Origin of the sequence: Streptomyces stoeckheimensis (assembly GCF_045822005.1) — a bacterium.
Lineage (GTDB): Bacteria > Actinomycetota > Actinomycetes > Streptomycetales > Streptomycetaceae > Streptomyces > Streptomyces stoeckheimensis.
The window spans coordinates 6,786,822-6,808,430 of the sequence record NZ_CP169550.1; the positions used below are offsets into that span (position 1 = coordinate 6,786,822).

The 21,609-nt window shown below is 72.6% G+C and carries 22 protein-coding genes; 13 read left to right on the plus strand and 9 right to left on the minus strand.

Annotation, left to right across the window (positions count from 1 at the left end):
* Positions 1-49 precede the first annotated feature (49 nt).
* Positions 50-1,708: a hypothetical protein gene (locus tag ACE1OC_RS30740; RefSeq protein ID WP_407839741.1), complete on the minus strand. Its 1,659-nt coding sequence runs from the start codon at positions 1,706-1,708 to the stop codon at positions 50-52.
* 197 nt (positions 1,709-1,905) lie between these two features.
* On the opposite strand from ACE1OC_RS30740, the gene ACE1OC_RS30745 reads away from it, so the two are divergent.
* A complete protein-coding gene (locus tag ACE1OC_RS30745) occupies positions 1,906-2,454 on the plus strand; it encodes a TetR/AcrR family transcriptional regulator (protein ID WP_407839742.1) in 549 nt (182 codons plus the stop codon).
* Between the two features lie 30 nt (positions 2,455-2,484).
* Here ACE1OC_RS30745 and ACE1OC_RS30750 read toward each other — a convergent pair whose 3' ends face one another.
* On the minus strand, positions 2,485-3,357 hold the full coding sequence (locus tag ACE1OC_RS30750) for a winged helix-turn-helix transcriptional regulator (protein WP_407839743.1): 873 nt from the start codon (positions 3,355-3,357) through the stop codon (positions 2,485-2,487).
* A gap of 76 nt (positions 3,358-3,433) precedes the next feature.
* On the opposite strand from ACE1OC_RS30750, the gene ACE1OC_RS30755 reads away from it, so the two are divergent.
* Together ACE1OC_RS30755 and dapD are read left to right on the plus strand one after the other, a co-directional pair.
* Positions 3,434-3,709, plus strand: coding sequence for a hypothetical protein (locus ACE1OC_RS30755; protein WP_407839744.1), 276 nt, complete (start codon positions 3,434-3,436; stop codon positions 3,707-3,709).
* 216 nt (positions 3,710-3,925) lie between these two features.
* On the plus strand, positions 3,926-4,906 hold the full coding sequence (gene dapD, locus ACE1OC_RS30760; RefSeq protein ID WP_407839745.1) for a 2,3,4,5-tetrahydropyridine-2,6-dicarboxylate N-succinyltransferase: 981 nt from the start codon (positions 3,926-3,928) through the stop codon (positions 4,904-4,906).
* A gap of 110 nt (positions 4,907-5,016) precedes the next feature.
* On the opposite strand, the gene ACE1OC_RS30765 is transcribed toward dapD, so the two are convergent.
* The 3 genes from ACE1OC_RS30765 to ACE1OC_RS30775 all read right to left on the minus strand — a co-directional run bounded on the left by ACE1OC_RS30765 (position 5,017) and on the right by ACE1OC_RS30775 (position 7,772).
* Positions 5,017-5,271, minus strand: a complete 255-nt coding sequence (locus ACE1OC_RS30765) for a hypothetical protein (RefSeq protein WP_250742297.1) — start codon at positions 5,269-5,271, stop codon at positions 5,017-5,019.
* A 120-nt stretch (positions 5,272-5,391) separates the two neighbouring features.
* Positions 5,392-5,871 carry a GNAT family N-acetyltransferase gene (locus tag ACE1OC_RS30770; protein ID WP_407839746.1) on the minus strand — a complete coding sequence of 160 codons (480 nt, stop codon included), beginning with the start codon at positions 5,869-5,871 and terminating at the stop codon, positions 5,392-5,394.
* 59 nt (positions 5,872-5,930) lie between these two features.
* Entirely contained in the window at positions 5,931-7,772 is a 1,842-nt protein-coding gene (locus ACE1OC_RS30775) for an endonuclease/exonuclease/phosphatase family protein (protein ID WP_407839747.1), read from the minus strand.
* A gap of 240 nt (positions 7,773-8,012) precedes the next feature.
* Here ACE1OC_RS30775 and ACE1OC_RS30780 point away from each other — a divergent pair, with 240 nt between their 5' ends.
* Both ACE1OC_RS30780 and ACE1OC_RS30785 read left to right on the plus strand, forming a co-directional pair.
* Positions 8,013-9,557 (plus strand): hypothetical protein, encoded by a 1,545-nt coding sequence (locus ACE1OC_RS30780; protein ID WP_407839748.1) that lies wholly within the window; start codon positions 8,013-8,015, stop codon positions 9,555-9,557.
* A gap of 166 nt (positions 9,558-9,723) precedes the next feature.
* Positions 9,724-11,184, plus strand: a complete 1,461-nt coding sequence (locus ACE1OC_RS30785; RefSeq protein ID WP_407839749.1) for an alkaline phosphatase PhoX — start codon at positions 9,724-9,726, stop codon at positions 11,182-11,184.
* Positions 11,185-11,292: 108 nt separating this feature from the next.
* Here ACE1OC_RS30785 and ACE1OC_RS30790 read toward each other — a convergent pair whose 3' ends face one another.
* The 3 genes from ACE1OC_RS30790 to ACE1OC_RS30800 form a co-directional block, all read right to left on the minus strand.
* A complete protein-coding gene (locus ACE1OC_RS30790; RefSeq protein ID WP_243338429.1) occupies positions 11,293-11,460 on the minus strand; it encodes a hypothetical protein in 168 nt (55 codons plus the stop codon).
* Between the two features lie 102 nt (positions 11,461-11,562).
* Entirely contained in the window at positions 11,563-12,828 is a 1,266-nt protein-coding gene (locus tag ACE1OC_RS30795; protein ID WP_407839750.1) for a TerD family protein, read from the minus strand.
* Positions 12,829-12,909: 81 nt separating this feature from the next.
* Entirely contained in the window at positions 12,910-13,137 is a 228-nt protein-coding gene (locus ACE1OC_RS30800; RefSeq protein ID WP_407839751.1) for a hypothetical protein, read from the minus strand.
* A gap of 42 nt (positions 13,138-13,179) precedes the next feature.
* Between ACE1OC_RS30800 and ACE1OC_RS30805 the strand changes: the two genes are divergently transcribed.
* Both ACE1OC_RS30805 and ACE1OC_RS30810 read left to right on the plus strand, forming a co-directional pair.
* Positions 13,180-13,383: a hypothetical protein gene (locus tag ACE1OC_RS30805; RefSeq protein WP_407839752.1), complete on the plus strand. Its 204-nt coding sequence runs from the start codon at positions 13,180-13,182 to the stop codon at positions 13,381-13,383.
* A gap of 11 nt (positions 13,384-13,394) precedes the next feature.
* Positions 13,395-13,763, plus strand: a complete 369-nt coding sequence (locus ACE1OC_RS30810; protein WP_407839753.1) for an SHOCT domain-containing protein — start codon at positions 13,395-13,397, stop codon at positions 13,761-13,763.
* Positions 13,764-13,769: 6 nt separating this feature from the next.
* Here the strand turns inward: ACE1OC_RS30810 and ACE1OC_RS30815 are convergent, their stop codons facing one another.
* A complete protein-coding gene (locus tag ACE1OC_RS30815; RefSeq protein ID WP_407839754.1) occupies positions 13,770-15,293 on the minus strand; it encodes an aldehyde dehydrogenase (NADP(+)) in 1,524 nt (507 codons plus the stop codon).
* A gap of 157 nt (positions 15,294-15,450) precedes the next feature.
* Between ACE1OC_RS30815 and ACE1OC_RS30820 the strand changes: the two genes are divergently transcribed.
* From ACE1OC_RS30820 to ACE1OC_RS30845, 6 genes are all read left to right on the plus strand, one after another.
* Entirely contained in the window at positions 15,451-16,236 is a 786-nt protein-coding gene (locus ACE1OC_RS30820; RefSeq protein WP_274552515.1) for an IclR family transcriptional regulator, read from the plus strand.
* 116 nt (positions 16,237-16,352) lie between these two features.
* Positions 16,353-17,348, plus strand: a complete 996-nt coding sequence (locus ACE1OC_RS30825; RefSeq protein WP_407839755.1) for a hypothetical protein — start codon at positions 16,353-16,355, stop codon at positions 17,346-17,348.
* An 11-nt stretch (positions 17,349-17,359) separates the two neighbouring features.
* Positions 17,360-18,748, plus strand: coding sequence for a sensor histidine kinase (locus tag ACE1OC_RS30830; RefSeq protein ID WP_407839756.1), 1,389 nt, complete (start codon positions 17,360-17,362; stop codon positions 18,746-18,748).
* A 95-nt stretch (positions 18,749-18,843) separates the two neighbouring features.
* Complete coding sequence (locus tag ACE1OC_RS30835) at positions 18,844-19,467, plus strand: response regulator (RefSeq protein ID WP_407841726.1); 624 nt, start codon at positions 18,844-18,846, stop codon at positions 19,465-19,467.
* A gap of 62 nt (positions 19,468-19,529) precedes the next feature.
* A complete protein-coding gene (locus ACE1OC_RS30840; protein ID WP_407839757.1) occupies positions 19,530-20,984 on the plus strand; it encodes a peptidoglycan D,D-transpeptidase FtsI family protein in 1,455 nt (484 codons plus the stop codon).
* Between the two features lie 44 nt (positions 20,985-21,028).
* Complete coding sequence (locus ACE1OC_RS30845) at positions 21,029-21,523, plus strand: GNAT family N-acetyltransferase (protein WP_407839758.1); 495 nt, start codon at positions 21,029-21,031, stop codon at positions 21,521-21,523.
* Positions 21,524-21,609 lie beyond the last annotated feature (86 nt).

Here is a 21,609-nt window from a genome sequence, read left to right on the forward strand (position 1 = left end):
TGCCCCGCCGGAATCCCGGAGGGGCATCAGCGCGTGCCGTTCCTCGCTGCTACTGCACGTCGACGAGGTCCTCACGGCTGGTGGCGGCGAAGTGGTCGTACGTGGCCTGGTCGTAGCGGGCCTGCCAGCTCCCGTCCTTGGTGGCCGTGAAGAACGTCTTGAACGTGCCGTCGGCCGCCGTCGTGGTGGTGCCCGCCAGCGTCCACGCGGTCGTGCCGGTCGCGCGGAAGTAGATGCGGACGGGCTGGCCGCCGTATCCGGTCCAGGTGGATTCGTTGTAGTACCGGGTGTGGGTGAGCTTGCCGCCGATGGCGATCGGCCGGCCGGCCTTGACCGGCTCCGGGGCGGCGTTGAACTCCGGGATCGCCGTGTTCACCCGGGCCACGATGCCGCTCGCCCCCGCGGGCCCGGCGGGAATCCCGGGGGCGCCGACGTACCGCATCCGCCAGTAGCCGGGGCCCGGGTAGGGCAGCGCCGCCGTGACGGCGCGAGTGCTGTCGCCGGCCGGGGCGGCGCTCTCCCGGGTCGCCTTGGTGATCCACTCCGAAGAGTCGTGGGGCTGGAACTCGACCAGGACCTTCAGTTTGGCGGGTGCCGGGAGGTCGTACGCGGACAGCTTGCCGGTGAGGGAGACCTTCCGGTCCTGGGTGAGGGTGGTGCTCATGCCGTGGAAACCGGCGCTGGTGGAGGGGTCCACGGCCACGGTCGCGTAACTGGTCCACAGCCAGGCCGAGCCGGTGAGGGTGATCAGTCCGGAGATCCTGCCGCTCACCGGGATCTGTGCGGTGAACCGGCCGTCCTCGCCGGTCTGCGCCCAGCCCCCGTCCCTGGACTGGACCCAGGTGCCCGCGGGCGCCGGCTTCATGGTGCCGTCGGCGCCCTTGAAGGTGAGCCGGCCGCCCACCGGAGCCTTGGAGCCGTCCGGCGCGCTCACCTTGGCGGCGTCGAGGGTGATCTTGGAGGCCGGTCGGGGGCCGGTAGGGACCGTGCGCGACTGGCCGAGCGGGCTGTTCTCCCACTCCTTCTCCGGCCGGAGGGTCAGCCTGACCCCCGTCGTGGACCCCGCATCGAACCTTTCGGTACCGGTGAAGGTGAACGGCGTCTCGATGTGTCCCGCGGCGTCGGTGTACACGGGGGTGGAGGTCCCCGCCGATTCCAGCATCAGCTTGCCGTTGGGCAGCGGCCGCTCGGTGTCGTTGCGGGGGTCGAGGCCCACGGCGTCGGCCTTGACGGTGACCGTCCGGTTCTCGAGGTGCGGCGTCCCGACCACCTGGAGGGCGGTGACCCGGGGGATCAGGCCGTACGTGAGGGTGGCCTTGTCCTTGTGAACGATCGGCTCGCTCAGGGTGCCGTCGTACACGACGTCCACGCTGTACGTGCCCAGGTCCGCCAGTCGCAGGGGCGCGGAGCGGATGCCGGTCTCGGGGTCGGTGTCGTCCTGGCAGGACGGGCTGCACGGGTCCTCGTCCGGCGTGGACTCGAACGAGGTGATCGTCGCGACCGGGGCGGCGGTGCCGGGCTTGCGCAGGTGCACCTTGAGGCGTTTCGGCCGTGGGGAGCTGCCGAAGTCCAGGTGGATCCGCGTGTTGTCGGTCCAGGCCCTGAAACCGGACGGATGGGGGTCGGCCGCCAGGGCGGCCGTGGGAATGGCGAGGATGACTCCGAGCGCCGTGGCCGTGCACAGGGCAGCCAGGCTGCGCTTCCTCATGTGACTCCTTCCGGAAGTTGACGGGTGATCAAGATTCGGAGAGGAGACGTGCCGGGCGGGCGAAAGGTTGTACGGGGAGTGCGGGGTGTACGGGGTGCCCGACCACGCCGCGTACGGCCGGTCCCGCCGGCCGTGTGTACTGTCGTACGCATGCCTCGTCAGTCACCCGCCGCCGCCGTGACGGAAGTCGTCCGCTGATGGCCGGTTCGGTGCGCCGCTACGACCCGGACCGGCGGGATCGGATCATCGCCGCGGCGATCCGAGTGGTGGGCGCCCGCGGCATCGCGGGGCTCAGCCACCGCAGCGTGGCCGCGGAGGCCGACGTACCGCTCGGGTCCACGACGTACCACTTCAAGACCCTGGACGACCTGCTGGTCGCGGCGCTGCGCCGGGCCAACGAGGGTTTCGCCTCTGCGGTTGCGGACTCCGCGGCGCTGGCCGATCCGGGCGCGGACCTGGCGGGCGCCCTGGCCGTCCTGCTGGGCGAGTTCCTCGGGGCGGACCGGGCGCGGGCGGAGCTGGAGTACGAGCTCTACCTGGCCGCCCTGCGCCGCCCCGCGCTGCGTCCTGTGGCGGCCGAATGGTGCGAGGCCGTCTCCGCGGCGCTGTCGGAGCGGGTGGACCCGGCGACGGCGCGGGCGCTGGTGGCGGTGATGGACGGGATCAGCCTGCAGGTCCTGCTGACGGGGGTGGAGTACGACGAGGCGTACGCCTGCGGGATCCTGCGGCGGATGCTGCGGGCCTGACGGCGGGCGGGCCGGGTGGCGGCCCCGGGGCTACGCGCCGCGGACCGCCGCCAGGGCGGCGGCCACGCTCGCCTCGATGTCCTGGACCGGATAGAAGACCTCGCGGACGGTCCGGTCGCGGTCCACGACGAGCGTCAGGCGCTTCAGCCGGCTGATGCCCCCCGCCCGGAACGTCGGCAGCCGCAGCGCCGTCACGAGTCCGAGCTCCGCGTCGGAGAGGAGCGGGAAGCGGAGCCCCTCGGCCTCCGCGAACTCCTGCTGCTCGTCCGGCCGCTGGGTCGACACCCCGTGCACCGTCGCACCCGCCGCCGTGAACTCCGCGAGCTGGTCCCGGTAGGTGCACGATTCGAGGGTGCAGCCCCGCGCCCCGGGGATCCCGCCCCAGCCCGGCGGGTAGGACTCGGACCGGGCGAACGCGCCCGGGAAGCAGTACAGGACGGTGAACGGGGTGTCCGCCACCGGGTCGCGGAGCTCGCCGAAACGGTCCGGCAGTGTCAGCTCCGGCAGCCGGGTGCCGCGCAGGGCGTGGACCCGTACCGCCTCGCGCGAGGCCTCCTGCGTCGTCGCCGTCATTTCTCCCTCTCCCAGGATCCAGGTGTCCCCCCAGTCCTGGAGGGCGACCAGCACCGGCAGCAGCCCGCGCCCGCGCGGGGTCAGCCGGTATGCGTAGCGCACCGGGCGGTCCTGGTACGGCTCGCGGGTGAGCACGTCGGCCTCGACGAGCAGCTTCAGCCGTTCCGTCAGGACCTTGCGGGACATGCCCAGTTCGCGCTGGAAATCGTCGAACCGGTGCACGCCGCGTGCCGCGTCGCGCACGATCAGCAGCGTCCACCAGTCGCCCACGACGTCGAGGGCCTGGGCGATGGAGCAGTCCGCGTCGTCGAGGTGCGTGCGCTGGGCCATGGGCACTCCTTATGTCCGTTGACCCGAGGTTGTCATGCTGACATAGTCCGTTCCCAAAGGGAACTTACTCGGGAACGTGGGGGGACACGGGTGTGCTGCAGGGGTTCAAGGGCGTACCGAGGGTCGTGCGGCTGCTGGCCTGGGCACTCTCTTCTTCGCGCTCTGGACCGCCCGGGTCGTCCCGTCCCGGGCCGCCACCGGCTCCGCCGCGGCCCCGGACGGGGGTCTGGGCCGCGGCGGCCTGTGGCGGGAGCTGCTCACGCTCGGAGAGATCCTCTACAAGACCACCGCCACGGCCTACGTCGCGGACGAGTCGCCCGAGCATGCCATCGGACGGTTCCAGAGCCTGTAGGCAGGAGTCTCCGTCAGCGGTGCCGTCCTCGCCGGGCCCCTCGGCGGGGCCCTTTACGACGCTGCGCCCGGCCTCCTGTGGCCGCTGTGCGCGGGCCTCGGCGCGGCCGCCGGGGGGACGGTTCTGGCCGTGGGTGCGCACCGGGCCCGGCGACGCGCGCGCCCGGCACATGAGACCGGTTCGCGACCGCAGGCCGTCGCCGGTTAGGTTTCGGGCATGACTGCTACGCGTACCACCGGCGCCGTCGCCGCCGGACTTGCCACCATCACCGCCGACGGCACCGTCCTCGACACCTGGTTCCCCGCCCCCCAGCTGGTCGCCGAGCCCGGCCCGGCCGGCACCGAGCGCCTCACCGCCGAGCAGGCCGTCGAGCTGCTGGGGGCCACCGCGCCCAAGGCGATCCGCCAGGACGCGGTCCGCGGCGTCGAGGTCGTAGCGGTCCGCACCGTGATCACCTCCCTGGAGGACAAGCCGCTGGACGCGCACGACGCGTACCTGCGCCTGCACCTGCTCAGCCACCGCCTGGTCAAGCCGCACGGCCAGAACCTGGACGGCGTCTTCGGCCTGCTGGCCAACGTCGCCTGGACCTCGCTCGGCCCGGTCGCGATCGACCAGGTCGAGACGGTCCGCCTGAACGCCCGCGCCGAGGGCCTGCACCTCCAGGTCACCTCGATCGACAAGTTCCCGCGGATGACGGACTACGTCGCCCCCAAGGGCGTGCGCATCGCCGACGCGGACCGGGTCCGCCTGGGCGCGCACCTCGCCGAGGGCACCACCGTCATGCACGAGGGCTTCGTCAACTTCAACGCCGGCACCCTGGGCACCTCCATGGTCGAGGGCCGGATCTCCGCGGGCGTCGTGGTCGGCGACGGCTCCGACATCGGCGGCGGCGCGTCCACCATGGGCACCCTGTCGGGCGGCGGCAAGCAGATCATCTCGATCGGCGAGCGCACCCTGATCGGCGCCGAGGCGGGCGTCGGCATCGCGCTGGGCGACGAGTGCGTCGTCGAGGCCGGCCTGTACGTGACCGCGGGCACCCGCGTCACCCTGCCGGACGGCCAGATCGTCAAGGCCCTGGAGCTCTCGGGCGCCAACAACATCCTCTTCCGCCGCAACTCGGTCACCGGCGCCGTCGAGGCCCGCCCGTACAAGGCGGCCTGGGGCGGCCTGAACGAGGTCCTGCACAGCCACAACTGACCGACACCGGTCCGGTCATGCCGGCGCCCTCCCACCCGTCGGGGTGGGAGGGCGCCGTGCGTGGTGCGCCCCTCCCGCCCCGAGCGGGGGAGGGGCTGCGCGCACGCGGGTCAGTGCAGGGGGATCGTGCGGACCAGGCCGGCGAAGGCCTGCTGTTCCGCCTCGGTCAGTTCCACCGACTCCATCGGGTGGACGGAGGTGCCGCGCTGGGCGGGGATGACCGAGAGACCTTCGAAGGCGCCTGGCTCCGGGTGGTGGAAGCGGCTGTCCCACAGCATGTGGCCGAGGCCGATCAGCCAGACGACGGCGGCCACGAGCAGGACGGCGATGCCGATTTCCTGAGCGAGGGAAATGGAGGGGAACACGCGGTCCTCCAAAGGAGTGCTGGAGTGCGGTACAAGATCGGGCGTGGGGACACTCAACACCAGAACCGCCCGAATGGGTAGGGATGTGCTGAGCGTCACGCCAGGGCCAAAGGTCCCTTCCTAGGCCAGCGGGAGCTTGAAGCCCTCGTGGCTCCGGGCGTAGCCCAGCCGCTCGTAGAAGCGGTGCGCGGCGGTGCGCCGCTTGTTGCTGGTGAGCTGCATCAGGCCGCAGCCGCGCTCGCGGGCCCGGTCCGCCGCCAGCTCCATCAGGCGGGCCCCGAGCCCCCCGCCCCGCCGGTCCGCGCGGATCCGTACGGCCTCCACGAGGGCCCGCTCCCGTCCGCCCTGGCCGAGCCCCGGGACGTACGTCAGCTGCAGGCAGCCGACGAGGTCCCCGTCCACCTCCAGGACCAGCATCTCGTTGCGCGGGTCCTCCGCGATCGCGGCGAAGGCCCGCTCGTGCGCCTCGGAGACCGGCGGGGCGGGCGGGGGCACCGCCCCGGCTCCGGCGTCGGCCGCGGCTCCGGCCGGGTCTTCGTCCTGCGCCAGCAGGGCGAGTACGGCGGGCAGGTCCTGACGCGTTGCGGTACGGAAGATCATGCCGGGATCATGCCAAAGGGGCCGGGCGGCGGTGCGGCCCGGCCCCTTCGGCGCCGCCGTTACGGGCGGAAGCGCACGACCTGCGGGTCGTGGTCGCTGTTCTGGTTCGCGAACTCCGCGTTGATGTGCACGCTGTCGTAGCTGAACTGCTTGATGCCGGGGCTCGTCAGGATCTGGTCGAGGACCTGCGAGTTGCCCTGGTAGACGTACGAGTACCGCTCCGACCGCGGCAGGGACTTGATCGCCGAGTACAGCGCCCCGCCGTCCTCCAGCGCCTGGGTCGTGCCGGAGAACTCGAAGTCGTTGATGTCGCCGACCACCAGGACCGCGGCCTTCTTCTCCACCGCCAGGATGTCCTTCACGAAGCCGTTCACGGCCTGCGCCTGCAGCAGCCGCTTGGCCTCGGAGGAGCGCACCGGAGGCTGGGTCGCGGAGGTCAGGCCCTGGTCGCCGCCCTTCGAACCGAAGTGGTTGGCGATCACGAAGACCGTCTTGCCGCGGAAGACGAACTCGCCGGCCAGCGGCTTGCGGCTGTCCACCCACGCCGGGTTCGCCGGGTCGATCCGGCCGGGGGAGTGGGTCAGGGCGGCCTTGCCGTTCTCCTTCACCACGCCGGTCGCCGTCACCGCGTCGCCCGGGGCGCGCTCGGTGAAGGAGACCCGCGCCGGGTTGAAGAGGAACACCTGACGGATGTTGCCGCCGGGCTCGCCGCCGTCCTTCTTGTCCTCCGGGTTGACGGTCCGCCACTGGTAGGCCGGGCCGCCCGCGGCCGCGATGGCCTCGGTGAACTTCGTCAGGGTGGCCTCGGCCGAGACCGTGCCGTCGTTCTTGGCGCCGTTGTCGTCCTGGATCTCCTCCAGGGCGAGGATGTCGGGGGAGGCGAGGTTCTCGACGACGGCCTTCGCCAGGTTGTCGAACTTCTCCTGCGGGTCGGTCGGGTCGAGGTTCTCCACGTTGTACGTGGCCACCGCGAGTTCCTTCTCGGCCTGCGGCTTGGTCTTCTCCGGGGCCAGGGTGCCCGGCTTGACCGTGCCGAGGGTGCGGGCCACCAGGGTGTAGCCGCCGAACTGGTTGAAGTCCAGGGGGCCTTCGGTGGGGCCGGTCAGCTTGTCGCCGACGTTGGCCACCGGGAAGGGCTGCTGCGCGAGGGGCGCGAGCTGCTGGATCTGGAGGCGGCCGGTGTTCTGGGAGTCGTACGAACCGTAGAGCGTGCCACCGCGCTTGGTGTTGTTCTCCCAGCCCTTCACCGTGACCCACAGCTCGGCGTACGGGTCGGTGGCGCCGACCACGCGCGAGGTGCCGATCGCGATGTTCATGCCCTCGAGGGACTCGTAGTAGTCCAGGGCGTAGCGCGAGGGCTCCAGGGTCAGGCCGTTGATGCTGCCGGCGGCGGCCGCGTCGCCCTCCGGGGCGTACGCGCAGGGCACCGAGTACTCGTTGACGGCGGTGGCCGCGGGCAGCGCGTTGCCCGAGGAGACCACGGTTACGACGGGCTTGGAGATCTGGGTGACCGACTGGTTCCCGGAGGAGACGCCGCCGGGGATGTACTCGCCGACCAGGCCGGAGACCTTGACGGCGTCGCCGACCGCGACGGTCGGGACGGAGTTGGTGAAGACGAACACGCCCTCGCTGGTGGCGTCGTCGTCGTCCGCGTCCGGATCCTGGATCCAGAAGCCGCGCGAACCGTACGTACGAACGCCCGTGACGACGCCCGCCACGTCGGCGACCTGCTTGCCGACCAGCGGGGATATCCGGGTGGTGCCCTGGATGTCGTGGATGCGTATCGGATCGGCGGACACGGCGCCTTCGGCCGCGTCGGCGGTGCCCGCGAGCAGGCCGGTGGCCAGCGCGGTGGCGACGAGGGCCGCGACGGCGGCGGAACGGGGATGCGAGGAGCGCATGGGCGGGAACTCCGGTGTGTGGAGGAGGAAGCAAATATCTACGCGCGTCAATTTCCTTCGTGGCCGGCAAAGTTGTCAAGCCCTACAGGGAATACGGAGGTTGACTGTGGGATGAACCAAAGGGGAGGGGCCGCCGGACGCGCCCGAAATGCGTCTACTCTGGGGCGCCGTACGACCCGTACCCGAACCGCCCGAATCACCCGTACCCGAACAACCCGTGCCCGCGAGGAGAACCGCCCCATGTCCGCAGACTCGCACCCCACGCTGCCGCCGGTACGGCTGCTCCCCGACGCGGAACTGGCCCGCGAAGCCCTGGCCGCCCCGCTGTTCGCCCGCGCCGTGCGCCTCGCCCGCTGGGCCGGACCGGACACCCGCGTGGACACCGGTGGCGAGCTCGTCGCCGGGCAACTGCCCGAGGCCGTGGCCCTGCTGGGCCTCGACCCCGCCGACGAGGACTCCGCGGCCCACGCGAGCCAGGCCTGGCGGGTGGCCGTCGACACCGGCCTCGTCGACGTCACCGAACCGGAGGAGGACTACTCCGTCTCCGGGGAAGCGTCCGGGGAAGACCGGGAGTTCGGCACCGCCGAACCCGGAGAGGACCTGTCGCTGGTGACCGGCGGAACCCCCGGCGACGTGCTCGACCTGTGGCTGGCGGCCCTGGACACCGTCCTCGCGGACGCGGCGGTACCGGCCCTGGACGACCTCGTCGACGCCCTCGACGCGGGCGGCGAGATCGACTTCGACCAGCTCGACTGGAACCCGCGCCGCGAGGCCGACTTCCTCGACGGGGTCCTCGCCAACCTCTACCTGCTCGCCGTGGCCGAAGGCGGCACGGCCGACGGCCCGGTGCCGCTCCCGGTGCTCGCCGCCTCGATGGTGGTCCCGGACGACATGGGCGATCCCACCGACGCCGTACTGGAGCAGGTCTCGGACGCGATGATGCGCCTCGACGACCAGTTCCGGCAGCTGGAGCCGATCGGGCTGGTCGAGTTCCGTCCCGTCGACGAGGCGCTGATGGCGGAGGCGGAGGACGAGGAGTTCCTGGCCGCCGCGGGCCCCGGCGCCGCGGCCGACGAGGAGGACGTCTCCCGGTACGGGCTGGTGCGCCTGACCCCCCTCGGGCTGTACGGGATCCGGGCGCGCATGCTGGAGGCGGGCGTCGAGGCCCCGGCCGTCGGTGAACTGGCGGGCAAGGGCGCGGACGTCCTGCTCGACGTGGTCTCCCACTACTCCGAGGCCGCCGCCCAGGCCGAGATCGAACAGTGGCTGGCCGGCCGCCCCGTCCCCGAAGCCGTCACGGAGCTGCTCGCCGCCGCCCGCGGCGCCGACCCGGGCGCCCCGCTGCGCCGGCTGCGCTGTCAGCAGGCCCTCGCTCCGACCGGAGCGGAGGCCGAGCAGGCCGTCCGCGCGGTACTGGACGACGCGGAGCTCGGCGGGCTCGCCCGGGTCTGGCTGGCCGAGCGCGGGGTGACCGACGTACCGGCGCCGGACGAGGAGATGGTGTTCTGGCTGACGGTCGACACGATCGCGGCGCAGCTCGCGACGGGCGGCGCGGGCGGTGGCGGAGCCGGGGGAGCCGACGGCGGGGAGGGCGCGGAGGCGGAGCTGCCGCTCCTGATCGAGTCGCTGACCGCCCATCACGCCGGGTTCTTCGAGCAGGCCTGGCGGGTGGAGCACCCGGCGACGGCCTACGTGCTGGAGGCGATGGGGCGGCTGCACCCCGACAAGAAGGCCGCCAAGGAGGCGCGGAAGGCCGCGTTCAAGGCGCGTTCCCGGGGCGTGTGAGGCGTTGGTAACCAGCCGTTCCCGCAAGGGACTCGGCCAACGGGGACGCCGGTGAAGGGGTCGATTCGTTTTCCCGGGTAGTTCAGTCGGCGTTCACGTGCGGGCGGGAGCGTGTGCGCCGACGACCGCACGACAGGCGCACCACCTCCCCACCCCTGGAGACCCGATGCCGCTCAGCCGCAGAGATTTCACCGCACGCACCGCACTGGCGGGTGCGGGAGTCGCCCTCACCGGAACGGTCGGCGCACTCGCCACCGCCCCCGGGGCCCTCGCCGCGGACGGCGGCGCGCGGCAGGACGTCGGCCTGGACCGGGGCCAGGACCACGGTCCCGGCCGCCGCCCGGGCTACGGCCCGCTCGTCCCCGACCCGGCCGGCATCCTGGCCCTCCCCGCCGGGTTCACGTACCGCGTGATCACCCACAGCGGTGTCACCAAGCTCGACTCGGGCGAGATCACCCCGTCCAACCACGACGGCACGGCCGCCTTCGAGGGCCACCGGGGCGTCACCCTCCTCGTCAACAACCACGAGCTGAAGGGCCCCCGCGCGAACTGGAAGCACCCCGTCCCGCTCACCGAGGGCCTCGTCTACGACCCGGCCGCGGCCGGTGGCTGCACGGTCGTCGAGGTCCGGCGCGGCGGCGAGGTCGCCGAGTGGGTGGGCATCTCCGGTACGTCGACCAACTGCGCGGGCGGCTCCACCCCCTGGGGCACCTGGCTGACCTGCGAGGAGAACTCGGACCTCGCCGGCAAGAACGGGATGACCAAGGACCACGGCTACGTCTTCGAGGTCGACCCGCACGACCGCCGCGCCAACCTCGGCCCGAAGCCGGTCAAGGCATTCGGGCGCTACGACCACGAGGCCGTGGTCATCGACCCGCGGACGGGCCACGCCTACCTCACCGAGGACGCCTCCAACCCCAACGGGCTGCTCTTCCGCTGGACCCCGCCGAGCGGCTTCCGCCACGGGCGCGGCAAGCTCCGTACGCTCGCCGACGACGCCGGTGTACTGGCGGCCGCCAAGTGCTTCGACAGCGCCGGGCTGTTCGTCGACGACCTCACGCGCGCGACGAAGATCGGCACCACCTACGGGGTGGACTGGGTGCCGGTCCCGGACCGCGACGCGCGCACCGTGGCGGTGCGCAAGCAGTTCGGGGAGTCGGCCGTGACCCGTGCGCGCAAGCTGGAGGGCATGTGGTGGGCCGACGGCGGGGCGTACTTCGTCTCCTCCTACGCCCGCGAGGAGAGCCCGGGCCCGGCCCACGACGGCCAGGTGTGGTTCTACGACCCCAAGCGGCGCACGGTGCGGCTGCAGGTCCTGCTCGGGGTGAACGCCGACCCGTCGGTGGACGGCGGGTACGACGGCCCGGACAACATCACGGTCTCCCCGTACGGCGGCCTGATCATCGCCGAGGACGGCTCGGGACTGCAGCACCTCTTCGGCGCGACCGAGTCGGGGCGCACGTACCCGCTGGCCCGCAACGAGATGAACTTGGGGACGGACGAGGAGCCGGAGTACTCGGAGTTCACGGGGGTCTGCTTCTCGCCGGACGGGCGGACGCTGTTCGCCAGCATCCAGGACCCGGGCATCATGCTGGCCGTCACGGGACCGTGGCGGCGCGGCTGCTGATCCGGGAGCGGCGGACATGAGAAGAGCCGCCGGGCCTTCGGGCCCGGCGGCTCTTCTCGTGTTCTCGTCGTCTTGCTCTGTTCTTCTGTGCGTCTGTGCGTCTGGTCGTTACTGAGCTTCGGCGCGGCTGGCCGCGGCCCACTCTTCGAGGAGGAACTCGTACGCCTCGGAGGGCCACTCGCCGTCCACCCGGCTCTCGACGAGCTGCCGGATCGCCTCGTTCGCCTCGGCGGCGGACGGGCGCGCGGGGCCCGCGGGCTGGAGTGTCTGGTGCATGCTTCCAAGGCTACGGGCGGGCACTGACAGCGACCTCCGTATTAAGGGTGGAACAGATCACCCGGAGCGGGCGTCCGTCGCTCCATGTGCCCGCTCACCTGCTCAGAGTGCCTGTGCGGCCGGCTTGACCATGCCCCGCACTGTGCGCGACTTCACAAACTCGCCCATGGCCGTCATCTCCCATTCGCCCGAGAACTGCTTGATCAGTTTGGCCATCATCACGCCGGTCTGCGGTTCGGCGCTGGTGAGGTCGAAGCGGACCAGCTCTTCGTTGGTCGCGGCGTCGATGAGGCGGCAGTAGGCCTTGGCCACCTCGGTGAACTTCTGGCCGGAGAAGGAGTTGACCGTGAAGACGAGGCCCGTCGCGTCCGCGGGCAGCCGGCCGAGGTCGACGACGATCACCTCGTCGTCGCCCGCGCCCTCGCCGGTGAGGTTGTCGCCGGAGTGCTTGACGGAGCCGCCGAGGATGGAGAGCTTGCCGAAGTAGCAGCTGTCGATGTGGTTGCGCTGCGGGCCGTACGCGATGACCGAGGCGTCCAGGTCGATGTCCCGGCCGCGGAACGCGGGCTCCCAGCCGAGGCCCATCTTGACCTGGGAGAGCAGCGGCCGGCCGCCCTTGACGAGGGACACGGTCTGGTTCTTCTGGAGGCTGACCCGGCCCTTGTCGAGGTTGATCTTCCCGGTACCGGGGGCGGCAGCGGCGGCGGGAGCCGCGACCGGTGCGGGTGCGACCGGTGCGGGCGCCGGGGTCGCCCCGGGGGCGCCGCTGGTGAGCCAGGGGGAGGCCGCGTACGTGGGAGGCGCCGGGGGAGCCGGGGGCACGGGCGGTGCGGGCGGGGCGACCGGGGCCGGGGCGGCGGCGGCCGGAGCCGGCTCGTCCTCCACCGAGACCCCGAAGTCGGTCGCGATGCCGGCGAGGCCGTTCGCGTACCCCTGGCCGACCGCGCGCACCTTCCACACGCCGCCGCGCTGGTAGACCTCGACGACCACCAGGGCGGTCTCCGTGCCGAGCTGCGGCGGGGTGAAGGTGGAGATCACCGCTCCGCCTCCGGCGTCCCGCACGGTGGCGGTGGGCTCGATGCCCTGGAAGGTCTGGCCCGCGGCGTCGGGGCTGGCGGTGATGACGATCCGCTCGATGCCGGGCGGGACCGCACCGGTGTCCACGGTGATCGAGTCCGGTGCCGTGCCGCCGCCCGAGCGGTAGGTGACGCCGGGGCCGGAGGGCTGGTTGAAGAAGATGAAATCGGCGTCGGAACGCACCTTGCCGTCGGCGGCGAGGAGCAGCGCGGACACGTCGAGCCGCACCGGGGCAGCCACGTCCACCGTCACGCGGACGGCATTGAGCGGCAGGTTGGAACCAGGGGTCATAGCGGTCATGCCGGGAGAACGACCGAGGTGGCTTTGCCGTTCCCTTACTTTCACCCGGTTTCCCGGTTCTTCACTCCCGCATCAGGCGCGGCCCCGGTTGCGGGGGTGGTTCCTGGCCGTCCGCTCGTTGCCGAACTTGTACGAGCCGGTCCAGCGCGCCATCACGAGCTGGGCGTCACCGGCTTCGACCTCGGCCAGGAAGGCGGCGGCCCGCCCGCCCCGGAGGGTGGCCGCGGACCGGCCCTGGTGGGTGATGACGACGCTCTGGTCGCCCCGCTGTTCGTACGAGAATCCGTGAGGTCTGGGCATGGGTCGAGGGTGCCGTTCCCGGGCGGTGGCCTGCAACGCAATATGCGCCTCGCGAGCGACGAGGACCTGGAGACCGTCGCGCAGGGCCTCGCTCCGGAGTCCTCGGCCCTCGTTGTGGTCTGGGAGAACGCCTGGGCCACCCGCCTGGCCTCGGCGCTGCGGGAGTCCGACGGACAGGTGCTCTTCATGGAACGCATTCCACGGGACGGCGTCGAACGGGCCGTCGCCGCGCTGGCCGAGAAGTAGGGAGGAGCACCATGCGACGACGCTTCGGACGCCCCGGTCTGCTGGGCGCGATGGCCCGCACCGCGGTCGTGGCGGGTACGGCCACCGCGGTCTCCGGCCGGATGCAGCGCAACGCCGCCGAGCGCAGCAACCAGGAGCAGCTGGCGGCGGACGCCGAGCAGCAGGCCCTGGTCGACCAGGCGGCGGCCCAGGCTGCCGCGCAGCAGCAGGCCTGGCAGCAGTCGCAGCGGCAGGTCCAGCAGGTCCAGCAGCCGGCCGCCGCGCCGGCTCCCGCGGTCGACAGGGTCGGCCAGCTCACCGCGCTGGCCGAGCTCAAGGCCCAGGGCCTGCTCACCGACGAGGAGTTCGCGACGGAGAAGGCCCGGGTCCTGAGCGGCTGACAGGCCCTAGCCTCCCGTGACCCGTCGCGGGAGGTTCAGGGGGTTGGCCTCGCGGAGTTCCGCCGGGAGCAGGGCGTCCGGCACCGACTGGTAGGCCACCGGGCGCAGCCAGCGCTCGATCGCCGTGCCGCCGACCGAGGTGGAGTGGGAGGTCGCCGCGGGGTAGGGGCCTCCGTGGTGCTGGGCCGGGGCCACCGCCACGCCGGTCGGCCAGCCGTTGACCACGACCCGGCCCGCCAGCGTCGTGACCTGGGAGATCAGCTCCGCCGCCGGACCCGGGCCGCCGTCCGCCTCGGCGGCCGACAGCTGCAGGGTCGCGGTGAGGTTGCCGGGGAGCCGCCCGAGCAGGGCGGCGGCCTCGTCCTGGCCGGCGTACCGGGCCAGCACGGTGACCGGGCCGAAGCACTCCTCGAGGAGCACCTCGTAGGGCCCGCCCTCCAGCAGGGTCCGCACCGGCACGCTCAGGTAGCCCGCGCCGACGGTGTGCTCGCCGCCCGAGCCGGGCGTGACGGGTGCGTCGACCCCGGGCAGCGCGGCGCGTTCGCGGACTCCGGCGACGAAGTTCTCCCGCATCCGGTGGTCGAGGAGCACCCCGGGCTCGGTCTCGCCGAGCGCCTTGGTCAGGGCACCCGCGAGCCGGTCCCCGTCCGCGCCCTCGGGTACGAGGACCAGGCCCGGCTTGACGCAGAACTGGCCGACGCCGAGCGTGACCGAGCCGGCCAGCCCGCCGCCGATCTCCTCGGCGCGCTCGGCGGCGGCCGCCGCGGTGACCACGACCGGGTTCAGGGAGCCCAGTTCCCCGTGGAAAGGGATCGGTACGGGCCGCGCGGCGGCGGCGTCGAACAGGGCCCGCCCGCCCCGGATGGACCCGGTGAACCCTGCGGCGCTGACCAGCGGGTGCCGGATCAGCTCCAGGCCGGCGTCGAACCCGTGGACCACGGCCACGACCTCGGCCGGCAGTCCGGCGACGACCGCGGCCCGGCGCAGGAGCGAGGCGCACAGCTCGGAGGTGGCCGGGTGGTCGGGGTGCGCTTTGACCACGACCGGGCAGCCCGCGGCCAGCGCGCTGGCGGTGTCGCCGCCGGGCACGGAGAAGGCGAGGGGGAAGTTGGAGGCGGCGTAGACCGCGACCACGCCCAGCGGCACCTTGTAACGGCGCAGCTCGGGGCGGGGAGGGGCGGTGGTGGGATCGGCGCGGTCGATGCGGATGTCGAGGTAGGACCCCTCGTCCACGGCGTCGGCGAAGGCGCGGAACTGGCCCGTGGTGCGGGCCAGCTCGCCGGTGAGCCGGCCGGGTCCGAGCGCGGTCTCGGCGTCGGCGGCCTCGATGACGTGGGAGGCCGCCTCGTCGAGCAGATCGGCGGCGGTACGCAGGAAGGCGGCGCGCCTCCCGGCGTCGGCCAGCGAGCCGCGGGCGGCGTGGGCCGCGCGCACGGCTTCGTCCACCTCCCGGTGTGTGGCCTCCACCGCAACCTGCTCGCGGTGCTTCCCGGTGCGGGGGTCCACACTCCAGACTGGTGTTGCTGCCATGGCGAACTGCCTCCTGGATCTACGCTGACCCGCGTGGATGCGTTCAGTATTGTGAACGCTGTTCCGTTGGATGAATGATCACATCCACCGTGGACTCTATTTCCGTGTCTTGCGGGTTGACAAGAGACAGCAAGAGAACAGAGGGGCGCGAAGGCGGATGACCACCACAGCTGAGTCGGGGGGCTCGGGCGCACCGGCGGCCGTCAAGTCGGCGGTACGCACGGTCCAGTTGCTGGAACACTTCGCTTCCCGGCCGGGGCTGCACAGCCTGGCCGACATCCAGAGCGACCTCTCCCTGCCCAAGTCCAGCCTCTACATGCTGCTGCGCACCCTGGTGAACCTGGGCTGGGTGGAGACGGACGCGACGGGCACGCGGTACGGCATCGGCGTACGGGCCCTGCTCGTCGGGAGCTCCTACATCGACGGCGACGAGGTGGTGGCGGCGGCGCGGCCCACGCTGGACCGGCTCTCCGACGACACGACGGAGACGATCCACCTGGCCCGCATGGACGGGACGAGCGTGGTCTACCTGGCCACCCGGCAGTCCCAGCACTACCTGCGGCCCTTCACCCGCGTCGGGCGGCGGCTGCCGGTGCACTCGACGGCCCTGGGCAAGGCACTGCTGGCCACGCACACGGACGAAGAAGTACGCGCACTGCTGCCGCGGCGCCTCGAAGCCGTCACCGAGCACACCATCACCGACCGGGACCGGCTCATCGAGGAGCTGGCCCTGGTACGGGAACAGGGGTACGCGGTGGACCGGGAGGAGAACACGCTCGGACTGCGCTGCTTCGGCGTGGCGGTGCCGTACCGGACGCCGGCGCGGGACGCGGTGAGCTGCTCGGTACCGGTGGCGCGGCTGACGCCGGGGCACGAACGGGGCATCAAGGCGGCACTGTTCGCGGCGCGCGACCGGCTGTCGGTGGTGACGCGGCGCATGTGAGGCGGAGCCTCGGGCGCAGGCGGTGCGGTGGACGGCCCGGTTCCTCCCCCGGGCGGGGGAGGTGGTTCCCCTTCAAGGGGGAGGTGGCGAAGGCGTCGAACCGGGACCGTTGAGGCATGACCACACGAGCGGTTCACCCGAGCGACGCGACGTACGCCGCGAGGCCGTCCGCGGCCCCCGTCATGGGGACCGGGCGGCGGATCCTGAGAGTGGTGGCCCTGGCCGCCACCCTCCCGTACCTGGCCCTGAAGGCCGCCTGGCTGGGCGGGAGCCACATCGGGATACCCGACGGCAGCGTGCTCCTGGATCCCGGGCTGTTCTTCACCGTGGCCAATGCCGTCACGCTGGTCATGGACGCCACCGTGATCCTGATCGTGCTGGCGCTCACCCGCCCCTGGGGCATGCGGGTGCCGTCGTGGCTGCTGGTCGTCCCCGTCTTCGTCGCCACCGGACTGCTCACCCCGATCCTGACCGGGTTCCCGGCCCAGATGCTCGTCAAGGCGCTGGGCATGGGGGCGGACGGGGCGGCGGGCGCGGCCCGGGAGCCCTTCCTCGACCCGTGGGTGTTCAACGTCGTCTACGGCGGCTTCACGCTTCAAGGACTCGCCCTGGCCGGGCTGTTCGTGCCCTATGCGCGGGAGCGCTGGGGTCGGTGCTGGCAGGGCGTGCTGGGGAAGAGGCTCCCGTCATCCACGGGGGTGGTGGCGGGAGCCTCGGCGGTGACGGGCACGGCGGTGGCCTCGGTGTACCTGTACTGGGCGTTCGGAGGCACGGCAGGGCTGACCGCGAAGCAGGTCGCGGCGTACTCCGCGGAGACGGGAGTGGTCGGCGCGGTCCACGCGATGTGCGCCCTCATCGCCGCCGCCGGGGCGCTGCTGCTGGCCCGGGGCGGAGAGCGTCCGGTGCGAGGACCGCTGGCGCTCGCGTGGATCGGGTCGGCGGCGGCGCTGAGCTGGGGCGCGTGGATGCTGATCGCCGTGCTGGGGCCGGACCCCGAGAGCGGCGAACAGCCTTCCGCGATGCTCCACCTGACCTACGCTGGCCAGATGATCACCGGAATACTCGGCGCCCTCATCCTCACCCGGTTCCTCGCCTCCCGCCGCACGGTGTGACGCGGGCGGTGGTGGCGAGGGGGAGGGCCGGTCTGAGCCCGCTGCTGGGGGCGCGGGCCCGGCTGCGCTGGGTGCACCTGACACTCGGCGGGGCCCTGCTGATGCCGTACTTCCTGCTCACGGAGGTGGCGGTCGGCGTCCTCGCCGGCGGGAGCAACGCACGCGACTCCCTCCCGCTCAGCCTCGCCGCCTACGCCGCAGCCCTGCCGCTCGTCGCCGTCACCGGGCTGTTCCGGCTGGTCCGGCCGATGTCCGTGGCCGCCGCCCGGGCCCTGTGCGGGGTGCCGGGGGAGCGGTTCGCCGAGGGGCCGGCCCGGAGCTGGGCGGCCCGGGGGCGGGCCTCGGCCTGGTGGACCCTGCACCTGGGGGTGGGCGCCCTGGTCAGCGGGATGAGCCTGGCGGTGCCGCCGATGGCGGGGGTGCTGCTCGCCCTGCCGTTCGTGAGCGCGCTGCGGGAGCTGCCGGTCGGGCTCGGCCCGTTCGATGTACAGGCCCATCCGTACGTGGCACCCCTGCTCGGGACCGCGCTGCTGGCCGGGCTCGTGCTGTGCGCCGCCGGGGCGGGGACGCTGCTGGCGCGGCTGGCGCCCGTACTGCTCGGGCCGACGGCGGCGGACCGGCTGGCCGCCGCCGAGGAGCGCGCCGCGGACCTGGCGGTCCGCAACCGGCTGGCGCGGGAGCTGCACGACGCTGTCGGGCACGCCCTGAGCGCGGTCACCCTCCAGGCGAGCGCCGCCCGGCGGGTGCTCGACAGCGACCCCGACTTCGTCCGGGAGGCGCTGGCCGCGATCGAGGACACCACCCGGCGCACGGTGGGAGAGCTGGACGCCGTCCTCGGCCTGCTGCGCGAGGGCGACGGAGCGGGCGCCGGGGGTGGCGGGCTGCCCGCCGCTCCGACGCTCGCCGCCGACCTCGACGGGCTGCTGGCCCGCAGCCGGGCCTCCGGGATCCCGATCACCGCCCGCCAGGACCCGGGACCGGCCGGCGACTGGGGGCGGCTTCCGGCGATCGCCTCCCGTGAGGCGTACCGGATCGTCCAGGAGGGGCTGAGCAACGCGCTGCGGCACGGGACGGGCCCGGTCGATCTGCGGATCCTCGTACGGGTGCGCGGCGGGCAGGGGGAACCCGGTGGACAGGGTGGCCAGGGAGAGCGCGGTGGACAGGGGGAGAGCGGTGGGCAGGGGGAGAGCGGTGGATACGAGGAACTGGAGATCACCATGACGAACGATCCGGCGGCGGCCGCAGCGGCCGCCGCTCCGGGGGCCCGCACCACCGGGGGCCGGGGTCTGCAAGGGGCCGCCGAGCGGGCCGCGCTGCTCGGCGGGCAGGTCGAGGCCGGGCCGCACGAGGGCCGGTGGCGGCTGCGGGCCGTCCTCCCGCTCGGCGAGGGGGTCCGATGACGACGCCGGCGCCACCGCCGACGCCACTGCCGGCCCCTGAGACGGCCCCGCCGGCCCGCCCGCCGCTGCGGCTGGTCGTGGCCGACGACGAGCGGATGGTCCGTACCGCCTTGCGGGTCATCCTCGATGCCGAGCCCGACCTGGAGGTCGTAGGGGAGGCGGCCACCGGAGCCGAGGCCGTGGCGGTGGTCCGGGCGCTCGCCCCGGACGTGGTGCTGATGGACGTGCGGATGCCGGAGATCGACGGCATCCGGGCCACCGAGCGGATCCTCGCCACCATGGCCGAGCCGCCCCGGATCGTGGTGGTGACCACCTTCGAGAACGACGCCTACGTGTACGACGCGCTGCGCGCGGGAGCCGCCGGGTTCCTCCTCAAGCGGGCCGACCCCGACGAGCTGACCGCCGCGGTCCGGCTCGTGGCGCGCGGGGACTCGCTGCTCTTCCCGGCGGCCGTCCGCTCCCTGGCCGCCGCCCACACCCCGCCCGGGGCAGGCCCGGCCGCCGCGCCCTGGGTCGCCCGGCTCACGGACCGGGAGGCCGACGTCCTGCGGCTGATGGCCGCCGGGCTCTCCAACCACGAGGTGAGCGAGCGGCTCGGAGTCGGCCCGCAGACGGTCAAGACGCACGTGGCCGCGGTGCTGGCCAAGACCGGCTCCCGGGACCGGACCCAGGCGGTCATCGCGGCGTACGAGGGAGGCTTCCTCATGAAGAAAGGCTGAGAACTCCGCCACAATCGGGGCAGAGCGGAACGGCAGGGGCGGCTGGGACGTCCTTCTGGGGGATGAACAAGACGATCAGGCGTGCGTCGGTCTTCTGTCTGCTTCTGGTGCTGGCCCTGTTGGTGCGGGTCACCTGGGTGCAGGCGTACCAAGGCCAGGCCCTCGCAGACAACGACAACAACCGGCGCAACCTCATCGGGAAGTACGAGAACCCGTTGGGGAACATCATCGTGGGCGGGGAGGCGATCACCGGCTCCACGGACACGGGCGGCAAGGACTTCCGGTACAAGCGGACCTATGTCGACGGCCCGCTGTACGCGCCGGTCACCGGCTACAGCTCCCAGGCCTTCGGGTCGACCATGTTGGAGGGCGTCTACAAGAACATCCTCAACGGCACCGACAACCGGCTCAAGACGATCATGGACACGCTCACCAACAAGCGGGCTGCCCCGGGCAACGTGCTGACCACGATCGACAAGGACGTCCAGAAGGCCGGCTACGACGCGCTGCAGGGCAAGCAGGGCTCGGCCGTGGCGATCGACCCGGCGACGGGCGAGATCCTGGCCGTCGTGAACAACCCCAGCTTCGACCCGGGCAGCATCTCGGGCGCCGGGGACGCGGAGCAGAAGGCGTGGGACGCGCTCAACGCCGACAAGGGCAAGGCGATGGAGAACACCGCCCTGCGCAAGCCGCAGGCGCCGGGCTCCACCTTCAAGCTGGTCACCCTGGCCGCGGCCATCGAGAACGGCCTGGTCACGAACATCGACACGCCGACCGGGATCCCCGGCGACTACACGATCCCCGGCACGCGGACCAATCTGCCCAGCGAGGCGGGCAACGAGGCCTGCAACAACGTCTCCCCCCGGACCGCGCTGAAGCTGTCCTGCAACAACGTCTTCGCGGAGTTCGCCCACAAGCTCGGCCAGGACAAGATGCGGGCCATGGCGGAGAAGCTCGGCTTCAACGTGGTCCAGAAGATCCCCGTCTGGGCCAGTCCGGCCAGCAAGTACCCGAAGGACAAGATGTCGGTCGACCAGGTCGCGCAGACCGGTATCGGCCAGTTCGACGTCCAGGCCACCCCGCTCCAGATGGCGATGGTGACGGCCGCGATCGAGAACGGCGGCAAGCTCGTCTCCCCGCACGAGGTCTCCGAGGTCACCGACTCCAACGGCAACGTGCTGGAGAGCTTCAAGGACGCCAAGTCCCAGCAGGTGATGAGCGAGAAGACGGCCTCGATGATCCGGGACGCCATGAAGACGGTCGCGACCGAGGGCGGCGGCAAGAACGCCCTGGTCGACGGCGCCGAAGTCGGCGCCAAGACCGGTACCGCCCAGCGCGGTGTGAAGAACAGTCTCGCGCCGCTGGCCTGGTTCACCTCGTACGGGAAGATGAACGGCAAGCAGATCGTGGTGGCCGTCGTGATCGAGCGCTCGGACACCGACCGCTCCGAGATCGGCGGCGGCAAGCTGGCCGCCCCGGTGGCGCAGAAGATGATGCAGGCCTGGCTGAAGAAGTAGCCCGTGCCGGGAACCGGCAGGGTTCCCGGCACGTTGTCCTTCCCATGATCAGGACCGCGCAGCCCGAAGACCTCGACGCCATCGCAGCCCTCCACACCCGGGCCCGGTCCACCTATTACCGGGGCCGGATACCCGAGGAGGCCTACGGCGGCGCCGCCGAACTGGCGCGCACCCGCGAGGGCTGGTCCCGGGCGGTGGCCCGTGCCGCGACGGACGGCGGGGTGCTCTGCGCCGAGAGCGGCGGCGAGCTCACCGGGGTGGCGGCGTTCCGCACCGCCGACGGCGAGACCACCCTCACCCAGCTGCACGTGGACCCCGTCCACTGGCGCCGCGGCACCGGGGCGGCCCTGCACGCCGCCTGCCTCGACACCTGGCGCCGCGCGGGCGTCCGCCGGGTCCGCCTGGAGGTCTACGAGCACAACCTCCGCGCCCAGGCCTTCTACGCCACCCACGGCTGGCTCCCGGATCCCACCGGAGCCCGGGTCGCGGGCTCCCACCGCATCCTGTGGCTCGCGGTGGGGGACGCGGCCGGGGAGTGACCCGCCCGGGGAATCACCCGTCCGGGGAATGAGACGCGGTGGCAGATGGTTGAACGCGGAACAGTTGATTCCGTGGAGGGAAGAAG

Bases quoted from the DNA above. Each gene is read 5' to 3' on its own strand.
- ACE1OC_RS30790 (WP_243338429.1), bottom strand. From the start codon at position 11,460: ATGCACCAGACACTCCAGCCCGCGGGCCCCGCGCGCCCGTCCGCCGCC.
- ACE1OC_RS30775 (WP_407839747.1), bottom strand. From the start codon at position 7,772: ATGCGCTCCTCGCATCCCCGTTCCGCCGCCGTCGCGGCCCTCGTCGCC.
- ACE1OC_RS30835 (WP_407841726.1), top strand. From the start codon at position 18,844: ATGGTCCGTACCGCCTTGCGGGTCATCCTCGATGCCGAGCCCGACCTG.
- ACE1OC_RS30750 (WP_407839743.1), bottom strand. From the start codon at position 3,357: ATGGCCCAGCGCACGCACCTCGACGACGCGGACTGCTCCATCGCCCAG.
- ACE1OC_RS30815 (WP_407839754.1), bottom strand. From the start codon at position 15,293: ATGGCAGCAACACCAGTCTGGAGTGTGGACCCCCGCACCGGGAAGCAC.
- ACE1OC_RS30800 (WP_407839751.1), bottom strand. From the start codon at position 13,137: ATGCCCAGACCTCACGGATTCTCGTACGAACAGCGGGGCGACCAGAGC.
- ACE1OC_RS30770 (WP_407839746.1), bottom strand. From the start codon at position 5,871: ATGATCTTCCGTACCGCAACGCGTCAGGACCTGCCCGCCGTACTCGCC.
- ACE1OC_RS30780 (WP_407839748.1), top strand. From the start codon at position 8,013: ATGTCCGCAGACTCGCACCCCACGCTGCCGCCGGTACGGCTGCTCCCC.
- ACE1OC_RS30795 (WP_407839750.1), bottom strand. From the start codon at position 12,828: ATGACCCCTGGTTCCAACCTGCCGCTCAATGCCGTCCGCGTGACGGTG.
- ACE1OC_RS30785 (WP_407839749.1), top strand. From the start codon at position 9,724: ATGCCGCTCAGCCGCAGAGATTTCACCGCACGCACCGCACTGGCGGGT.
- ACE1OC_RS30820 (WP_274552515.1), top strand. From the start codon at position 15,451: ATGACCACCACAGCTGAGTCGGGGGGCTCGGGCGCACCGGCGGCCGTC.
- ACE1OC_RS30805 (WP_407839752.1), top strand. From the start codon at position 13,180: ATGCGCCTCGCGAGCGACGAGGACCTGGAGACCGTCGCGCAGGGCCTC.
- ACE1OC_RS30740 (WP_407839741.1), bottom strand. From the start codon at position 1,708: ATGAGGAAGCGCAGCCTGGCTGCCCTGTGCACGGCCACGGCGCTCGGA.
- ACE1OC_RS30745 (WP_407839742.1), top strand. From the start codon at position 1,906: ATGGCCGGTTCGGTGCGCCGCTACGACCCGGACCGGCGGGATCGGATC.
- ACE1OC_RS30845 (WP_407839758.1), top strand. From the start codon at position 21,029: ATGATCAGGACCGCGCAGCCCGAAGACCTCGACGCCATCGCAGCCCTC.
- dapD (WP_407839745.1), top strand. From the start codon at position 3,926: ATGACTGCTACGCGTACCACCGGCGCCGTCGCCGCCGGACTTGCCACC.
- ACE1OC_RS30825 (WP_407839755.1), top strand. From the start codon at position 16,353: ATGACCACACGAGCGGTTCACCCGAGCGACGCGACGTACGCCGCGAGG.
- ACE1OC_RS30810 (WP_407839753.1), top strand. From the start codon at position 13,395: ATGCGACGACGCTTCGGACGCCCCGGTCTGCTGGGCGCGATGGCCCGC.
- ACE1OC_RS30840 (WP_407839757.1), top strand. From the start codon at position 19,530: ATGAACAAGACGATCAGGCGTGCGTCGGTCTTCTGTCTGCTTCTGGTG.